We start from the raw sequence: 16727 nt of genomic DNA, 5'->3' as shown, positions 1-16727 counted from the left end.
GCTTTACAGCATCTGTTGATTTCACAACATCTCCAAACACTATATTAAATCTTTGACTGTTGATTATTTTTATGATAAAAATTATAATAGCATAAGTTTGTTTAAAAGTTAAGACCATTTAGGGAATTAGGAATCCTATTTTTGTAACATTTTACCTGGAAAAATTTTTACTCTCCTAGAGAGTATTTTTTGTCCTCTGAAAACTTCGCCTTCTTTCTTTATTGTTATCAGAGGATATTTTACAAAAAAGCCATTACAGAATGCAATGGCTTTTTTTGTATTTATTCGAATACTGTTTTCACAACTTTTTCCGAAGAATTTCCCGTCTCCAGGTAACAAAACTTTTCATAAAAAGGCTCAAAAATGTCAGGCAGACGATAGTCAGATGTCTCTGTTTCCTTAATTTTCTCAATTACTTCTTCGGTCGTTTTGACTAACGGACCCGGTGCTTCTTGTTCAAAGTCAAAATAAAAGCCGCGCAGCTTGTCACGATAAGTTTCGATGTCTGGAACAAAGAAAATCATCGGCCGTTTCAGATTTGCGAAATCAAAGAATACTGAAGAGTAATCTGTTATTAATAAATCAGATACCATATAAAGTTCACGAATATCTTCGTATGATGAGAAGTCATATGCAAATCCTTTGTATGGCGAAAGGTCAAAATTTTCCGCGACTAAATAGTGCATTCTTAAAACGATGACGTAATTATCGCCGATCTCCTCTCTCAGCTTATCCAAATTCAAATCAAGGTCAAATTTGTATTTTCCTTTTTTATAGAACTGATCGTCCCGCCATGTCGGTGCATATAAGATGACCTTTTTATCTTCGGGGATATTTATTTTTCTCTTAATGGCCTTCATCGTTTCTGGGCGGTTGTCTGTATACAGAAAGTCATTCCTCGGGTAGCCGGATTCAATCATTGTTTTGTTAAATTGAAAAGCGCGGGCAAAGATTTCGGTTGAATAGCGATTTGGGGATATTAAATAGTCCCACTTCGATGCTTCTTTAGTGAAATTTTGCTTGTACTTCTCAGTGTTGGTGCCCGGCATGTGCACTTCTTCCATATCGACGGCAAGCCTTTTTAGCGGAGTCCCGTGCCATGTCTGCACATATGTCGTATGCTTTGGTTTGGGAATCCATAAAGGAAGCCGGCTGTTTACAACCCAATACTCCGCTCTTGCCATGGCAAACAGCCACTTCAGGGTGAATCGGTGAATATAAGGAACGTTTTTTTCTTCGAAAATCTCTGTATAACTCGGATTTACACTCCATATTAAGTTGTATTCAGGATGATGTTCCTTCATATATTCGTAAATGGCTCTCGGATTGCAGCTGTACTGCTTGCCGGCAAAGCTTTCAAAAATGACAGTTTTCTTTTTAACAGGCAGTTTGCCGGCCAGTCCAAAAGTAAAATAATATGCTCTTTTCACCATGCCCGAAATCTTTTTCTTTACTTTATTCTTGCCTTTGCGAATGACTGACACCAGCCTTTTACTTTTTCCTTTGGTAAAATAAACCGCACGGGTTTTGATCGTATAGTCGTTCATTCTTAGGCGCATGCTCCTTTTTCGTTTCTGCGGATAGATGTGGAAACGGGCCGGTCCTTTTTTTGTGTCAATAATTGAAAAACGGTCTATATCATCTCTAAGCCTGAATGCCCTGCTTTTTATAACGATTTCCTCCCCTGTTACAGCATCTTCACCTACGTATTCTATAAAAAATTGAAAGAAAGCAGGCATCCTGTTCTCTTCATAAAGCTTTTTCAAATCAATTTCCGCCTCGAATCCAACGGCGTGACCTGAATCACCGCGCTGAACGTCTTTTAAAGGAAAATCAAAAACCCTTTCCTCATCTTTTTGACTAATTTCCTTTAAAATCAGCCTTTTGCTTTTTATCATCGAACGTTCTTCCGCATCTAGCAGAAAAGTATAGCCTTCGATCATGAGTTTTCCTTCGGAGCTTAACTTAATGCCGTCCGCCTCCGCCACTGCTTTTCTTCGTAGAACATCAAGAGCGAAATGGCCTTTACGGGTCGTATATGGCAAATAAATGAACTGATTGGCTCGATCCTGATGCCAAGACAGCTCTATCGGTTTTGAGGCTGTGTAAATCCTCTTTTTACATTGATTTTTTTCATCATTTTCATATATCACATAAAAATCGATGACCGTTTCATCTATCACCAGATTAAATAGATCATCTAAAGATATCTCCGCTGCTTTCAGCTGCTTTGAATCGCTTATTTTGTTACAAGTTACACGCATCTCTTTTTTCGAATTGCGGTTAACTGCCAAAACACCGACATGATCAAGAGAGACAGAACTTTCGAACGCAAAATAGAGGCAAGCATCGTTAATTTTTATTTCCCGCAGCTGAAATTCTATCGGAATTGCACTATCCATAAGATCAGTCTACTCCTCTTTTTTTATTCAAAAGCAAAGCTGTTCATACTTATTATATTAAAATGACTCGTAAACGAAACAAAAAGCACTTCTTATGATTTTTAAGAAGTACTTTTTGAACTTTTATTAAGCTGATCCGGCATTACAGGTTCGCGATTTCCTCTTTAATCTTCGTCGTGGAAATCCCTTCGGTTCTCGGAAGGTAAACAACCTCGCAGTAATCCTTCAGGAAGTCGAATTTTCCTTCCCAGTCATCCCCCATGACAAACACATCGATGTCATGGTCGATCACATCTTGTACCTTTTGATCCCAGTTTTTTTCCGGGATAACTTCGTCTACGTAGCGGATCGTTTCTAGAATGAGCTTACGGTGCTCATAGCTGTGATAAGCTTTTTTCTGCTTTTGAAGATTGAATTCGTCAGTCGAAATCGCGACGACGAGATAATCCCCCAATTGTTTTGCCCGTTCCAATAACTTGATATGTCCCCAATGCAATAAATCAAACGTTCCATATGTGATGACTTTCTTCATTGTCATGCGCTCTCCTTTCTAATCTTAAGGCGAAAAGCTATATTGATATATCAAAAACACTCGATAAGTTACATTCATTTCACAGGTCTTTACTGATCATTCATTATAGCACATCGCCTATCAAACGTTAAGTATTGTTTACGGTAAATGAAATTCCAAATTTTATTTAAAAAAATCGAGCCCTTTCTGAATAAGACGTAAAAAATCTTAATCTAATGTAAAGATATTGTTAAGCTTTTATGAATGATCTATGCTAAAATATACGTTAGACCTCCTGAATTTTTGGGCTGGTCTCTTAAACTTCGACTTTCATACATTCGTATATACTTACACTTCTTAACCGGAAGGAGGAAAAAAACTATGCTGCAAACGGAAACGGTTCATCATCTTGCATATGTTAACGGGGATTTGCCCGGATTTTTGAATCATCTTGAAGAATCCTTTATCGACCGTAATGAGGGGGCATTTATCGCAACGGTAAACCCTGAGATCGGGTACGCGGCTGCAAAAGACAAGGATTATTATCAAACGGTTTCATCTGCTGACTTTATCCTGCCGGACGGAATCGGCATCGTCCTGACGTCAAGGCTGATCAACAGCAGATTAAAATCGAGGATCGCGGGGTACGATGTATTTATCAACCTCTTGAGCCTGGCTGACCGCAAAAAGAAAAGAGTCTTTTTATACGGGGCCAAACAAGAGGTTATTCAAGCGGTTGCCGATCGGCTTTCAACCGAGTATCCCGGAATTGAGCTGGCCGGGTACTCACACGGCTATGTCAAAGACAAAGGCAAAGTTGCCAAGCAAATCGCGGCAGCCAAGCCCGACATGGTTTTTGTGGCTCTCGGATATCCGCATCAGGAAAAGTTTATTTATGAACATAAGCATTTATTTCCTCAAGCGATTGCGATCGGCATCGGTGGGAGCTTCGACGTGTTCAGCGGAAAAGTGAAAAGAGCACCGAAAATGTTCATCAAGCTGAATCTTGAATGGATGTACCGTCTGCTGACCAATCCGACGAGGTGGAAGCGGATGCTGAACATCCCGAAATATGTCCTTTCCGTTCTGAAAGAGGAAAGAGTTCAAAAACAGCGGCACTACTATCCGGAGCAGATCAAAGAGCAATCCAAAATCGATTTGTAGAAAAGAGTCTGGGTAACGAATGAATATACGTTCTTTATTGGTTATGTTTTACTCGGCCGGTCTCGCTTTGACCGGCTTTATTTTCAAAAGGATAAAAGCACGCGACAGAGCTGTGTTGCTCGTTTCCTTTCCGGATAATGCGCGCGCGCTGCTGGATGAGTATGTCAGCAGCAGCCGGCCGTTTGAAATGGAAGTCCTTTATACAAGGCACGCCGTTTCCCTTGCAGATGAATATCCTTCCGTTCGATCGCAAGTGATCAACGAGAAAAATCCGATTCATCTCATAAAGGCCGTATACCGGATGTTTAAGTCAAAATTCGTGTTAACGGATAATTATTTTCTGCTGACAAGCGTATTGAATGCACGCCCTCAGACGACGTGCATTCAAATTTGGCATGCGTCCGGCGCTTTGAAAAAGTTCGGACTCGAAGATATCGGAAACCGATATCGATCCACTGGCGATATCAAGCGGTTTAAAAAGGTGTATCGTTCATTTGATTACATCGCCGTCGGTTCGGAGAAAATGGCGGAGATTTTCAAGCGGTCATTCGGCGTGGAAGATGACCGTTTTTTGCGGACGGGTGTTCCGTTAACTGATGAATATTTTCATGCCGGAAAACAAACAGCGGACCGTCCAGACCAAAAGGTTATTCTATATACGCCGACATACAGGGACTATTGTTTGACGTCCGTTCGCCTCCCTTTCTCTAAGGAGCAGCTCTCCGGGGAACTGAAGGGAGAATTTCTGCTTTTGGTCAAACTGCATCCGGCCGTGCGGGAACAGGTTACTTTTGAAGAACATGAAGGGCTGATCAAAGATGTATCAGACGTTCCGCTAAAGGATCTGCTGATGGAATGCGACATTCTGATTTCCGATTATTCGTCAGTCGCCTTTGAGTACGCTTTGTTAAATAAACCGATTTTGTTTTTCACGTATGATATGGCAGAATATAATGAAAAGCGCGGACTGATCGATGATTTTGAAGCAGTGATTCCCGGCAAAGCCTGCATGGACAGCGACATGCTGCTGAAAGAAATCAAAAAAATGTCCATCACAAAGGAAGAGATCAAGAGGTTTGCACAAGAATGGCATCAATATTCAACAGGCGATGCCAGCATGCGCCTGTTGAACTTTTTAAGCGAGCATATGACAGCAAATGAAAAAAGGCCGGCCGGTTCCTAATGGAACATGGCCGGTCTTTTTATGATGATGACCGATAAACCGGCACATCATAGTACAGCGTATATTGATCGAGCAATGTATAAAGACTGTACATTCTCCCCACCTGCTTATAAGCCCAGCCGACATCTGTCGCATATTGGTGAAGGGCGTTCGGAGACCATCTCATTTTATAGAGGGTATCCTGTTTGTAAGTCGGGTGGTGAATGTATTTTTCACCGATGAATTTGGCTCCGCCCATAATGGCTGCCTCAGGTGTGAACCACCCTTGTTCATAGGCGTATTTTGCACCGTAGTAAAGCGGATTGCTGTCGTAAGCCCCGACGCCGTACATATTGTAAACCTTTTTGCCGTTGAACATCGTTCCTTTTGCCAACTCGGAAGTTCCGTTGCCCGTCTCAAGGAGCGAGTGCGAAATGAGGTACAGTTCATTGATGCTGTATGCTCTTGCCGCGTCGATGAACGCTTGGCCTTTGCCTGTCAAAATCCCTTTATTATAAAGGATTTTCGCATTGACTTCGGCGGCATTCAAGCCAGCCGTTTGCGAGAGTTTTAAAAATTGGAAGTATGCCGAGCTGTCTTGTGTAAAGTTTTGCGGGTTGACATATTTTTCGACTTCTTCTCTGCTGGCATTACGCCAATTCATTCTGATTTTTGCCCAGCCGTTTTCCTGGGAGATGATATTGACTTTATCCCCTTTTTGCAGCTGTCCAATGATGTTCCCGCTTGTCACAAGGGGGCTTGACCTGATATTCAGCAGATCAGCCGTAACGGTTTGGTTCGCCGTATTGATGTAGCTTAATGAAACATAAGCCGGCGCATCCGTTTGCGGGCTGACTTTCATCTGTTTGTCGACCATCTGGCTGAGCGTGATTCCGTAGTCAGTCGTTGTGATTTGCGGGCCGTTTTTCACTTTGATGACATTCACCGGCCAGCCGTAATTCGTTTTAATCCGATTGGCGGCAGCATCCGCACGGTCTTTCCCTGTAAATAGTTCATTGATTGAGATATGAAACAGGCTGACCGTCTTTGTTTGGTAAGTTGCGCTGACTTTGTTCTTTTTAAAGACATTCAGTCCCTTGTCGAGATCTGCTTTGCTTGTGACCTGACCTGCCGTCACCCGGTACTGCCTGTAGCCGTACTCACCCGTTTGTTCAATCTTGCCCGGTATACTCCGCTTGCTGAAAAATTCAAGCGCATGCTGTAATTTCTCCGAGCCGATCAGAGCTTCCGAACTCAGTTTGTACCGGCTGTAATACTGGCCGGTCTTGACGGCCTCTGCGTGAATGCCTGTTTCTTTAAAGAAATTGAGCGCCTTCGTCACTTTGTCCTGTTCGTATACGGACTCCGTTGTCAGCTGATAATGGCTGTACACTTTTTTTCCCGTCGGTCCGGACGTTCCCGCTGCACCGTTTTTCTTGAAGAATTCCAGCCCTTTATTGATTCGCGCTTGAACGGCTGTTTCGCCGGACGCGATCCGGAAGCGATTGACGGTCGTACCGCCGGCGTTTTGGGCGGAAGCCTGAATGTTTTTGTTTTTAAAAAACCGGATGCCGTCGTTTGCTTTCTTTTGATCTGAAACCGGGACGGAAACGATTCTGAAAGATGTCTGCTTTCTCCCTGCCTTTGCAGCAGTATAACGCCACGTTTTCTTTTTAAAAAAGGCGTCGACTTTTTTAAGGTTTTGGCTGTCTACGCTTTTCATGCTGACGATCCAGAAACGCGTGCCTTTTACCTTTTCCGTGCTTGAGGTGAGACCGGTATTCTTTTTAATTTGGCCGGCGGCATTTTTCGCGGTCTTTTCGTCATTAAAATATCCCGATTTCACATTGTAAAGCTGCGCCGGCTGACCGGCGGCTTCATATGCCCCTTTGACCTTGAGCTCTTTTTCAAACTGCTTCAGCAGATTTTTTGCGTTTGTTTCGCCTTGTATCGCACCTGTCACAATTTTATATCTGGGCTGTTGTTTCTTTACTGTTTCTATCGTTCCTTTAAGAGCGGTTTCTTTTTCAAATTGGACAAGCAGGCTTTTCGCTTTGCTCTCATCTGCGATTTCTCCTGAATAAAGCCTGACGATCGCTTGTCCCGCTCCGTATGGTGCGTACGACGCTTTGAGGCCGGTCGCTTTTTGAAAACGATCGAGGATGGCTTTCGTGTTGTCTTCGCCTTCGATTCCTCCGGCGGCAACCTTCACGTATGCTTCCCTGTTCCCTGCAAGTGTATAGGTTGCTTTCAGCCCCGTTTCTTTTTCAAATTGGAGCGCCCATTCCTTGGCTTTTGCTTCACCGGCAAATTCCTTTGATACCGCTTTGGAAAACGGTTCTTTCTGTCCAATCGGACCATAGGACGCCTTCAAACCGGTTTCTTTTTCAAACTGCAAAAGCAGATTTTTTGCTCTGCTCTCCCCTTCTATCCCCCCTGTTGTCAAAACGTAAGTTGTGCCGTTTTTCCCTGAAGGTTTGACCTCGGCTTTCCATCCCGTGTCCTTTTTCAGTTGTTCGGCTGCTTTGAGCGCCTCGCTTTCGCTATTAAACTCTTTTGTTGTTTCGATTTTGTAGACGGAAGTATCGGTATATGCTGCTAAAGCAGGGATTGCCGGGACTGCCGTATGTATGAGCAAAATGATTGCAGCAAAAATAACGGTTTTTCTAATGTTTTTCACATTCTCTACTCCCCTCGACTATAAACCTCCTAATTTCAAAAACTTGCTTTCTCTTTTTATCGGCGAGCCGGACTATTTTTTCACAATAAAAAAGCTTAACGGCCTTCTTTTGAAGACCGTTAAGCTTTTTATATGTGAGACACGATTAATTCGCATGTTCCTTCTATCGTAAAGTCATTCGTTTCCGCCGGCAGGATAAAATTTGCTCCTTTGCTGATCGGAAATAATTCTCCGCCCTGAGTGAGCTTTCCTTCTCCTTCAATCACACTGCATAACAGGAAAGGGGCATCCTGCGTCAGCTCAGCGGCACCGTCGATCTCCCATTTATATACGGAGAAGTATTCGGCTTCTACAAAAGTCTTAATGGTAATCCCTTTTTGAGTTTCTGTCGATTCGTCAACATAGCTGTCAACGTGCGGTACTGTTGTGACATTGATCGCCTGTGTCAGGTGAAGCTCGCGCTTTTCTCCATTTTGATCGGTCCGGTCATAATCGTATACCCTGTACGTCGTATCAGAGCTCTGCTGTGTCTCCAAAACGACCGTCCCTTCGCAAAGAGCGTGAATCGTGCCGCTTGGCACATAATAAAAATCGCCCGGCTTGATTTTGATCCGCCTTAACAGGTTGTCCCAATCACCGCTGTTGATCATGGTGACCAGCTCTGTCCGCGTTCTCGCCGTATGGCCGTAAACGATCTCGGCACCTTCTTTGCAATCGATGATATACCAGCATTCCGTCTTACCGAGTTCCCCGTTTTCGTGTTCGCCCGCATAATAGTCATCGGGGTGGACTTGAACGGAAAGGTCTTGATTGGCATCAAGTATTTTCGTTAACAGCGGGAAACGGTCTCCCTCTGCACCGCCGAACAATTCGCGGTGCTCGTCCCAAAGCTCGGCAAGCGTTTTTCCTTTGTAAGGACCCGAAGCAACGAGGTTCGGCCCGTTTGGATGGGCGGAAATGGCCCAGCATTCACCTGTCAAATCAGAGGGAATGTCATAGCCGAATGTCTCGCGCAAAGCCGCTCCCCCCCAGATCCTCTCTTTAAACTCAGGCTGCAGAAATATCGGTGATTGAGTCATGAAGCCATCTCCTCCCTTAATTCACGATTGTCTTATGTAAATAAAACGCTTTCTTTTATTGATAGACATGTATGATAAAATATAAACCTTTTCATATTTATTATGACGTTATCTCGATAGAAGTCAATGCCGGAAAGGAAAAACAGAAGCCCCAGAGGCTTCTGTTTTAGATTGTTGACAAAATCCCAAAACGGCTTTTTGTTTTGGGATTTTGTCATCCTTTCAGCGTGATTGAAAACCCTTGCAGTCTAGGAAGGCCGAGCATCGGAGCGGAGCGAATGTTGGAATTCGTGAGCACCGACGCGCAGGCCTGACAACGAATGCGAGGGTTTCTCGACATGCTGAAACAGAAGCCCCGGAGGCTTCTGTTTCAGATTATGCCAGCTCGATAATGCGCTGATTTGAGCTTCCTCTGTAAAGGAGCGTCAAGTCCCTTTTTTTGATTTCGAACGGGCCGTCTACCAGGACATCGCAATAGGCCAGCAAAGCGCTGTGCTTTTCATTTTTCAAGATTTGTTCGTACGTATAGCCGCTGTAAAGCCAGATGTCTTTTTCGGATTGCTGCTTAATTCTCTCAGACAGTTCGATCAGTTCGCCCGCGTGCAAAAGCGGCTCTCCTCCTGAATAGGTGACGTTTGTAAGCGGGTTTTTCATAATTTCCTCAAATACTTCGTCTACACTCATATCAAATCCGTTATTGATATTCCAGCTTTGTTTATTATGGCAGCCTTCACACATATGCGGGCAGCCCGCTAAAAACACGACTGTTCTCAGTCCTTCTCCGTCTACTATGCTGTCATGGATAATATTCATCACTTTCATAGGTGCTTCACTCTGTCCTTTTCTTCTTGTCTTTTCGCCGAATTCCACTTTGACATATCTCCGACTAAATATCCCGTAATCCGTCTGATCCGTTCAATCAAAGCCTCATCTCGATTTTTGCACTGCGGGCACTCGTTATCGATGATTCCGGTAAATCCGCACGCCTTGCAGTGGTCGACAGGATGGTTGATCGAGGCGTAGCCCATGCCTGACCGGCGCATGGCGGTTACAATCATGTCCATCGCTTTAATGTTTTTTTTCGGGTCTCCGTCCAGCTCAATGTAGCTGATATGCCCGCCATTGCACATCAAATGGAACGGCGCTTCTTTTCTGATCTTTTCAACCGCAGTCAGCTTATAGTGAACAGGGATGTGAAACGAGTTCGTATAGTAGATCCGGTCTGTGACATTGTGGATCGAACCGAACTCCAATTTATCTTTTTTGACAAATTTCCCTGAAAGTCCTTCTGCCGGTGTGGCGATCAAAGAAAAGTTCAGCTTGTGTTTTTCTGTGGCTTCATCGGCCTTATCTCTCATCGACTGAACGATTTTTTTGCCGAGTTCAAACGACTCCTCGCTTTCTCCGTGATGTTTTCCTGTCAATGCAGTCAAAGCTTCAGCCAGTCCGATAAATCCGATGCTCAATGTTCCGTGCTTTAGCACATCCTCGAGCGTGTCCTCAGGATCAAGCTTCTCGCTTTCATGCCAGATGCCTTGCGAATACAGGAACTTAAAGTCTTTTGCTCTTTTTTTGCATTGAAAGGCGTACCGTTCAAGCAGCTGTTGAATCGTTAATTCCATGTAGCGGTTCAGCAAAGCAAAAAACTGTTCAACGTTTTCGCTGAGCAGCGCTATTTTGACAATGTTGATCGAGGTGAATGACAAATTCCCTCTGCCGATGCTGTTTTCTTTCCCATGAATATTGGCCATGACGCGCGTTCTGCATCCCATATAAGCGATTTCGCTTTCCGGTGTTCCGTCATAAAAAGGTTTATTCACGGGCGAATCGATAAAGCTAAAGTTCGGAAACAGCCTTTCAGCGCTCGTTTCCAATGCAAGCCGGTACAAGTCATAGTTAGGGTCTGTTTGATCGACGTTGACGCCTTCTTTCATTTTGAAGATCTGAATCGGAAAAATCGGCGTCTCCCCCTTGCCGAGACCTGCTTTTGTCGCCTTCAGAATATTTTTGATCAAAAGGCGGCCTTCCCTTGACGTATCCGTGCCGTAATTAATTGAAACAAACGGAACCTGTCCGCCGCCCCGCGAATGCATGCTGTTGGCATTATGTATAAAGGCTTCGCACGCTTGGTAAGTTGTGTTGTCCGTTTCTTCCCACGCTCTTTCCCTTATCTCTTCTTCTGTCAAAGTTGTCGGGTATTGTTTGATTTTCACCAGATGCTTTTCGTACGTTTTGCGGACGTAAGGCGCCAGGTCGTAATCGAACATCGGAAATGACTGGCCGCCGTGCTGCATATTTTGATTCGATTGAAAAATGATGGATGCGAGTGACAATGCGCTCATAATGTCCTTCGGTTCCCTGAGGGAGCCGTGGCCTGTATGGAATCCGCCTTTTAACAGCCGGCCCAAAGGGATCTGGCAGCAAGTCGTTGTCCCGCTCGGCATATAGTCTAAATCGTGCGGATATATCAAGTTGTCATCGACTGCTTTCTTGATTTCCGGCGACATTAAGTACTGGAGCGCATAATGTCTGGAACTCTCGGATGCAAACCGGCTCATTTGCCCCATCGGAGAGCGGCCGTCTACGTTGGCATTTTCCTGCATAATATCGTGATCTCCATACCCGACGATATCATGAAATGTTTCTGTCAATTGCAATAATCCCTGTTCTTTAAAGCCTGTTGTCATCCTAATCTCTCCTAAAAAGTAGCATATATAGTGCCCGAACTTTCACGAGACACTATATATTGATATTAGCACAAATGATACCCGTTAAATTTAGCAATTTGGTGACGTTATTTCAAAACGGTCATAAAAAAAAAACGCCCCGGACAAAATGTCCCGGTGCGTCAGCGGCGAAATGACTTGTAATCGATCGTCATTTGTTTCGGAGGTTTTCTTTGTTTTGTCCGTTTTTCGATCCAGACGGTTGCAAGCGGCGTCAGAAGCGAGGTGACAATGACGCTTGTCGCGATGATCGCGGTCGCTGAATCAGCCACCGGCGCAAACACGGGGTTTGCATCGGCAAGCGCATACGGCACGGCTACCGCAGCCCCGGCCGTTGACGATGCCGCGACGCCCGCGACGCCGTCTCCTCTTGCGACAAAGCGGTCCAGCAGGTATAGAGAAGCACCCGAGAGAACGACGACTGATACGCCGACAACAATACCTAAAAGGCCGGATTGGATTAACATTTTAAAATCGAGCGTGTTTCCCAGTGAAAATGCGAAGAACGGAATGATCGCCGGTACGACTTTTCCGAACAAATCATGCAATTCAGGGTCAAGGTTTCCGAGAATGCAGCCGAGTAAAAACGGGATGACGGTTGCAGCCAGCGTCTCCCAGGGAAATGCCGCGAGCCCTGTCACACCGAAAGTGACCATCGTCATAAACGGGCCCGATTCTGTGCTGATAAAGGCGAAAGCACCGGCGTCTTCCTTTCTTCCCATATGGTTCATTAACGCCAAATACAGACCGCCGTTCGTTTCATTCATAACGGCTACAATAGCAAGCACTGACAGTCCGGCAAAAAACCCGCTTTGAATGCCTTCATCTGGAATGAACTGCGCTGCGATCAAACCCAATAATGCGGCAATGCCGACTTTGCCGATCAGAAGTGTCAGTCCCTTCCTCGCAATATATCCTGAAGAACGAAAATCTATTGTTGCACCAACGCAAAAGATAAATACTCCTAAAATCGGCAGCGTTCCGGTAATCAGGGCGCCTGTAAATCCGCCGAAAAACTCCGCGGTTCCCGGAGCAAACGTATTCAGCGTTGCGCCCAGAAAGAGCGGAATGATCATCATGCCGCCCGGCACACGTTCAATCGTTGCTTTAATTTTCATCATTTTTTCTCCCATTCTAGAAATTAATGAAAAAGCAAAGCTGTCGATCTTGCAAAATCTGAAGTCTTTTCACGCTGCGCACGCTTTAATTCTGCCGAATCCGACGCTGAAAGATACGCTGGATATCCGCTTCTGACACTTTGTTCAGCTGGCTTCCCACTCCAACTGCCAATGCTCCGGCATCGAGCCATTTCTCCACATCGCCCGGATGGATCCCCCCGGTTGGTATGAAACGAACCTTCGGAAAGGGGCCCGCGAGGTTTTTCATGTAAGGAATCCCGGAAGTCCCCCCTGGAAACAGCTTAAGAACCCGAAAACCCTTTGAGACCGCTTCCATAATTTCGCTCGGTGTTAATACGCCGGGAATAAAAAATGTATGCAATGAGGCGGCTTCCTCAGCCAATTTTTCCGAAAAACCCGGACTGACGATGAATTTTGCCCCCGCTGCCGCGGCTTCCCTCGCCTGTTCGCTTTCAACCACCGTTCCGGCTCCGACAAGGAGGCCGTCTTTTCCTGCAAATTTTTCAATCAGCTCAGACGCTCCCGGCGTCGTATATGTGATTTCAATCGCAGTAATTCCTTTGTCGATCAATCTGTGAATGCTTTCCTCAGCAGCTTCCTTATCGCCTGCGCGGACGACCGCGATCAGCCCGGCCTCGGCCAGCTGCTCCTGCACTTTTCCGATCATAGACATTTCCATTACGGTCAACCTCCTGTTTTTTGGTTGTTTGCCTCTGCGGCCATAAAAGCTTTCAATTGATCCCTTGACGGCAGACCGTCCATATCACCCGGAGCCATGACGGCCAGAGCTCCGATCGCATTTGCCCTCTGAACTGCTTCTTCAAGCGGCAATCCGTCTAATAGACCGCTGATCATGCCGACGGCAAAACCGTCACCAGCGCCAACGGTATCAACAACCTTTTCCACCTGATAACCCGGCACATAACCCTCTTTGTCCGGTGTCCGGTAATAAGCCCCCTCTTTTCCAAGCTTGATGACAATGACCTTGACCCCCTGCATCACATAATATTTAGCGATATCCTCGGGAGAATTGCAGCCTGTCAGGAGTTTTCCTTCATTGATCCCAGGCAGAAACCAGTCTGCTTGCGCGGCGATCTCATGAATCGTGTGAACCATTGTCTGCTGGTCCGGCCAAAGCTGGAAGCGGAGATTCGGGTCAAACGAAATCGTCTTTCCATCTTTTTTCATCTGGTGAACGGCGTGGCGGGCGAAGCCCCGCATTTCCCTTGAAAGGGCAGGAGGTATGCCTGTCACATGCATATGTTTGGCTTCTTTGAAATACTCTGCCGGGTAGTCATCAATGCTCATCGTGCTTGCGGCTGATCCTCTGCGGTAATACGTGACATCAGGGTCCCCGCTTTCAACCTTTGACTTGAGCAGGATGCCTGTCTGCCGGTCTGCACTGCGTTTGACTTCAGAGATGTCGACGCCTTCTTTTTTCAATTCATTTAAAATAAAAGTTCCAAGCGAATCGGCGCCGACCTTGCTCATCCAGCCGACTCGAAAGCCCAGGCGCGACAGTCCGACGGCAACGTTTGTTTCCGCTCCGGCAAGAGCCTTGGAAAACGAAGAAGCCTCATGCAGTCGGCCTGTTTCATTTGCGTAAAACATAGCCATCGATTCTCCGAATGTCATCACATCAAGCGACATGATTTCACTCTCCTTTCGAAATGGTACCGGTTTCAAAAAAAGTTGCAGAAAAACACTCTCCCCTAAATTGTCGGGTGTATGAGTGTCTCCATTTGACGAGTTCTACAGCGACTGTCTGAGAACAAGCTCTGCCTCAAGCTGAATCGTCTGCGGTGCACTTTCATCTCCTTCAATCCGTTTGATGATCCGCTCCATGGCGGCTCTGCCCATTTCATGCGACGGCTGGGCGATGGTGGTAATGCCCGGACCGATCAATTTATACCATTCCGTATCATCAAATCCGGCAATTCCGACGTCTTCCGGAATCGAAATGCCAAGCTCATAAAGGCAGCTGATGATTTTCAGCATCAGAAGCCCGTTGTTTCCAAGAATGGCTTTTTTCCCTTCTTTCATTTCTAAAAAGCTTTTGACGGAATGTAAAAGAGATTCTTTGTCTTTGACATCTGCCTCATATACAAGGGGATTGCCGCCGGCATTGCGTTTAAGCGCGATTTCTGTATAGGCGGAAACCCTTTCCTCCCTTGGACTGATCCCTTTAATCGGCTCGGTAAACAGAGCGACCTGGGCATAGCCTTTGTCATACATGAGATTGACGATTTGACTTGTCACTTCGCGGTTGTTCGTTGTAACTGCATCGATTTTGAGCCCGGGCACTTTCCGGTCAACGAGCACAATCGACACATCCTGGCTGATTAAATCCATGAGCACATCGTTATTTCTTCCCGTCGTATTAATAATCAGCCCTTCAATATAATGCGCGTTCAGCTTGTGCAGCATCTCCCGTTCTTTTTCAGGACTGTTGTCCGTGTTGCAGACCATGATGCTGTACCCGTACTGATCGCAAACCTCTTCCACCCCTCTCAAGGTGGCGACTGAAAACGGGTTTGTAATATCGGCGACCAAAAATCCGATAACCTTGCTTTTTTTCACCTTCAGCCCCTGTGCCATCTGACTGGGGCGGTAATTAAGCTCCTCGATCGCTTTTTTGATGCTTTTCACCTTTTTCGGTGAGATGGCATCAATCTTCCCGTTGATATAACGGGAAACCGTTGATTTTGATACACCTGCATGTGCGGCTACTTCGTTGATGGTTACTTTCGCTGTTTGCTTATCCCTCATTCAAGTACTCCTATGACCTTATGATTTGAAACCGATTTCAAAAACTTTATACCATCAGCATATCACATCATTTAAAATTTGGAAGAGTCTTTTTTAATATTTCAAGATTGACCTTGACAATATTCAGAAAAAAGTGAAAAGACTGTTGACGATTTCCATTATTTACTTTACAATTCATGTTTGAAACCGTTACCAAAAACTTTGGCCCCTTCATTCAAGTCAGTCTAAAAACGTCCAATTCAAGGAGGAGAAGGTATGGAAAATCGTTATTCTGTTCATCCTGAACAAGCGAAACGATTCACAACCGCAGAGCTTCGCGAGCATTTTTTAATAGAGTCATTGTTTGTTGAAAACAAACTGAACATGGTTTATTCGCATGAAGACAGAGTCGTGATCGGCGGGGCCGTTCCAGTGAAGGAATCCATCGCGCTCGATGCCGGCGATTTTTTAAAAACGGACTATTTTCTGGAACGGCGCGAAATCGGAATTGTAAATGTCGGGAAACCCGGTGCGGTCAAAGTCGGTGATGAAGAATACGTACTGGAGCACAAAGATTTTCTGTATATCGGCCTGGGAAATAAAGACGTTTCTTTCTCAAGCTTGAATGAAGGCGGAGCCAAATTTTATTTCATCTCAGCGACCGCACACCAAAAGTATCCGGTGCAAAAAGCTTCGCTTTCAGAGCTTCCATACGATCATTTAGGAGAAGAAGCCTCTTCAAATGTCCGCAATCTATACAAAGTGATTCATGCAGACGGCATTCAAAGCTGCCAGCTGATGATGGGCATTACATTTCTTGAACCCAATAACACATGGAACACGATGCCGGCGCATGTTCATGACCGGCGGATGGAAGCTTATCTGTATCTTGACCTTGCTGAAGATGCAAAGGTGTTTCATTTCATGGGCGAACCGACGGAGACAAGGCACCTCGTCGTCGGCAACGAACAGGCAGTCATTTCACCGGCGTGGTCTGTCCACTCGGGCTCCGGCACATCCAACTACTGCTTTATATGGGCGATGGCCGGAGAAAACTACACATTTAAGGACATGGATGCTGTCCCGATGAATGTCATACGGTAAGGGCGTGAACGT

General features: G+C 45.4%; 13 protein-coding genes. 3 read left to right on the top strand and 10 right to left on the bottom strand.

Going from position 1 to position 16727, the window contains the following annotated elements; translation table 11 throughout:
- Nucleotides 1-281 precede the first annotated feature (281 nt).
- Nucleotides 282-2402 (bottom strand): CDP-glycerol glycerophosphotransferase family protein, encoded by a 2121-nt coding sequence (locus LQ247_RS02790; protein WP_144497842.1) that lies wholly within the window; start codon nt 2400-2402, stop codon nt 282-284.
- Nucleotides 2403-2544: 142 nt separating this feature from the next.
- Nucleotides 2545-2934: a glycerol-3-phosphate cytidylyltransferase gene (gene tagD / locus LQ247_RS02785; RefSeq protein ID WP_011198365.1), complete on the bottom strand. Its 390-nt coding sequence runs from the start codon at nt 2932-2934 to the stop codon at nt 2545-2547.
- A gap of 363 nt (nt 2935-3297) precedes the next feature.
- Between tagD and LQ247_RS02780 the strand changes: the two genes are divergently transcribed.
- On the top strand, nt 3298-4077 hold the full coding sequence (locus LQ247_RS02780) for a WecB/TagA/CpsF family glycosyltransferase (RefSeq protein ID WP_026580196.1): 780 nt from the start codon (nt 3298-3300) through the stop codon (nt 4075-4077).
- Nucleotides 4078-4096: 19 nt separating this feature from the next.
- On the top strand, nt 4097-5260 hold the full coding sequence (locus LQ247_RS02775) for a CDP-glycerol glycerophosphotransferase family protein (protein ID WP_144497843.1): 1164 nt from the start codon (nt 4097-4099) through the stop codon (nt 5258-5260).
- Nucleotides 5261-5279: 19 nt separating this feature from the next.
- Here the strand turns inward: LQ247_RS02775 and LQ247_RS02770 are convergent, their stop codons facing one another.
- The 8 genes from LQ247_RS02770 to LQ247_RS02735 form a co-directional block, all read right to left on the bottom strand.
- On the bottom strand, nt 5280-7919 hold the full coding sequence (locus LQ247_RS02770; protein WP_231005535.1) for an N-acetylglucosaminidase: 2640 nt from the start codon (nt 7917-7919) through the stop codon (nt 5280-5282).
- A gap of 128 nt (nt 7920-8047) precedes the next feature.
- The gene (manA, locus tag LQ247_RS02765; protein WP_023857168.1) at nt 8048-8998 is read right to left on the bottom strand and encodes a mannose-6-phosphate isomerase, class I; all 951 of its coding nucleotides are present in this window, start codon (nt 8996-8998) and stop codon (nt 8048-8050) included.
- Between the two features lie 375 nt (nt 8999-9373).
- Nucleotides 9374-9820: an anaerobic ribonucleoside-triphosphate reductase activating protein gene (gene nrdG / locus LQ247_RS02760; RefSeq protein WP_020453157.1), complete on the bottom strand. Its 447-nt coding sequence runs from the start codon at nt 9818-9820 to the stop codon at nt 9374-9376.
- A complete protein-coding gene (locus LQ247_RS02755; protein ID WP_025810685.1) occupies nt 9817-11685 on the bottom strand; it encodes an anaerobic ribonucleoside triphosphate reductase in 1869 nt (622 codons plus the stop codon). Before LQ247_RS02755 ends, nrdG begins: the two co-directional genes overlap by 4 nt.
- A 161-nt stretch (nt 11686-11846) precedes the next feature.
- On the bottom strand, nt 11847-12842 hold the full coding sequence (kdgT, locus tag LQ247_RS02750; RefSeq protein WP_231005661.1) for a 2-keto-3-deoxygluconate transporter: 996 nt from the start codon (nt 12840-12842) through the stop codon (nt 11847-11849).
- Nucleotides 12843-12927: 85 nt separating this feature from the next.
- Nucleotides 12928-13542 (bottom strand): bifunctional 4-hydroxy-2-oxoglutarate aldolase/2-dehydro-3-deoxy-phosphogluconate aldolase, encoded by a 615-nt coding sequence (locus tag LQ247_RS02745; RefSeq protein WP_020453160.1) that lies wholly within the window; start codon nt 13540-13542, stop codon nt 12928-12930.
- Between the two features lie 5 nt (nt 13543-13547).
- Nucleotides 13548-14513: a sugar kinase gene (locus LQ247_RS02740; protein ID WP_231005533.1), complete on the bottom strand. Its 966-nt coding sequence runs from the start codon at nt 14511-14513 to the stop codon at nt 13548-13550.
- A 102-nt stretch (nt 14514-14615) separates the two neighbouring features.
- A complete protein-coding gene (locus LQ247_RS02735; RefSeq protein WP_144497846.1) occupies nt 14616-15632 on the bottom strand; it encodes a LacI family DNA-binding transcriptional regulator in 1017 nt (338 codons plus the stop codon).
- 255 nt (nt 15633-15887) lie between these two features.
- Here LQ247_RS02735 and kduI point away from each other — a divergent pair, with 255 nt between their 5' ends.
- Nucleotides 15888-16715, top strand: a complete 828-nt coding sequence (gene kduI, locus LQ247_RS02730) for a 5-dehydro-4-deoxy-D-glucuronate isomerase (RefSeq protein ID WP_020453163.1) — start codon at nt 15888-15890, stop codon at nt 16713-16715.
- The last annotated feature ends 12 nt before the right edge of the window (nt 16716-16727 follow it).

The organism is Bacillus sp. BS3(2021) (assembly GCF_021043345.1).
GTDB classification, from domain to species: Bacteria; Bacillota; Bacilli; order Bacillales; family Bacillaceae; genus Bacillus; species Bacillus paralicheniformis.
Note: the sequence above shows the minus strand (reverse complement) of the source record. Positions and strands in the feature narration are given on the sequence as shown.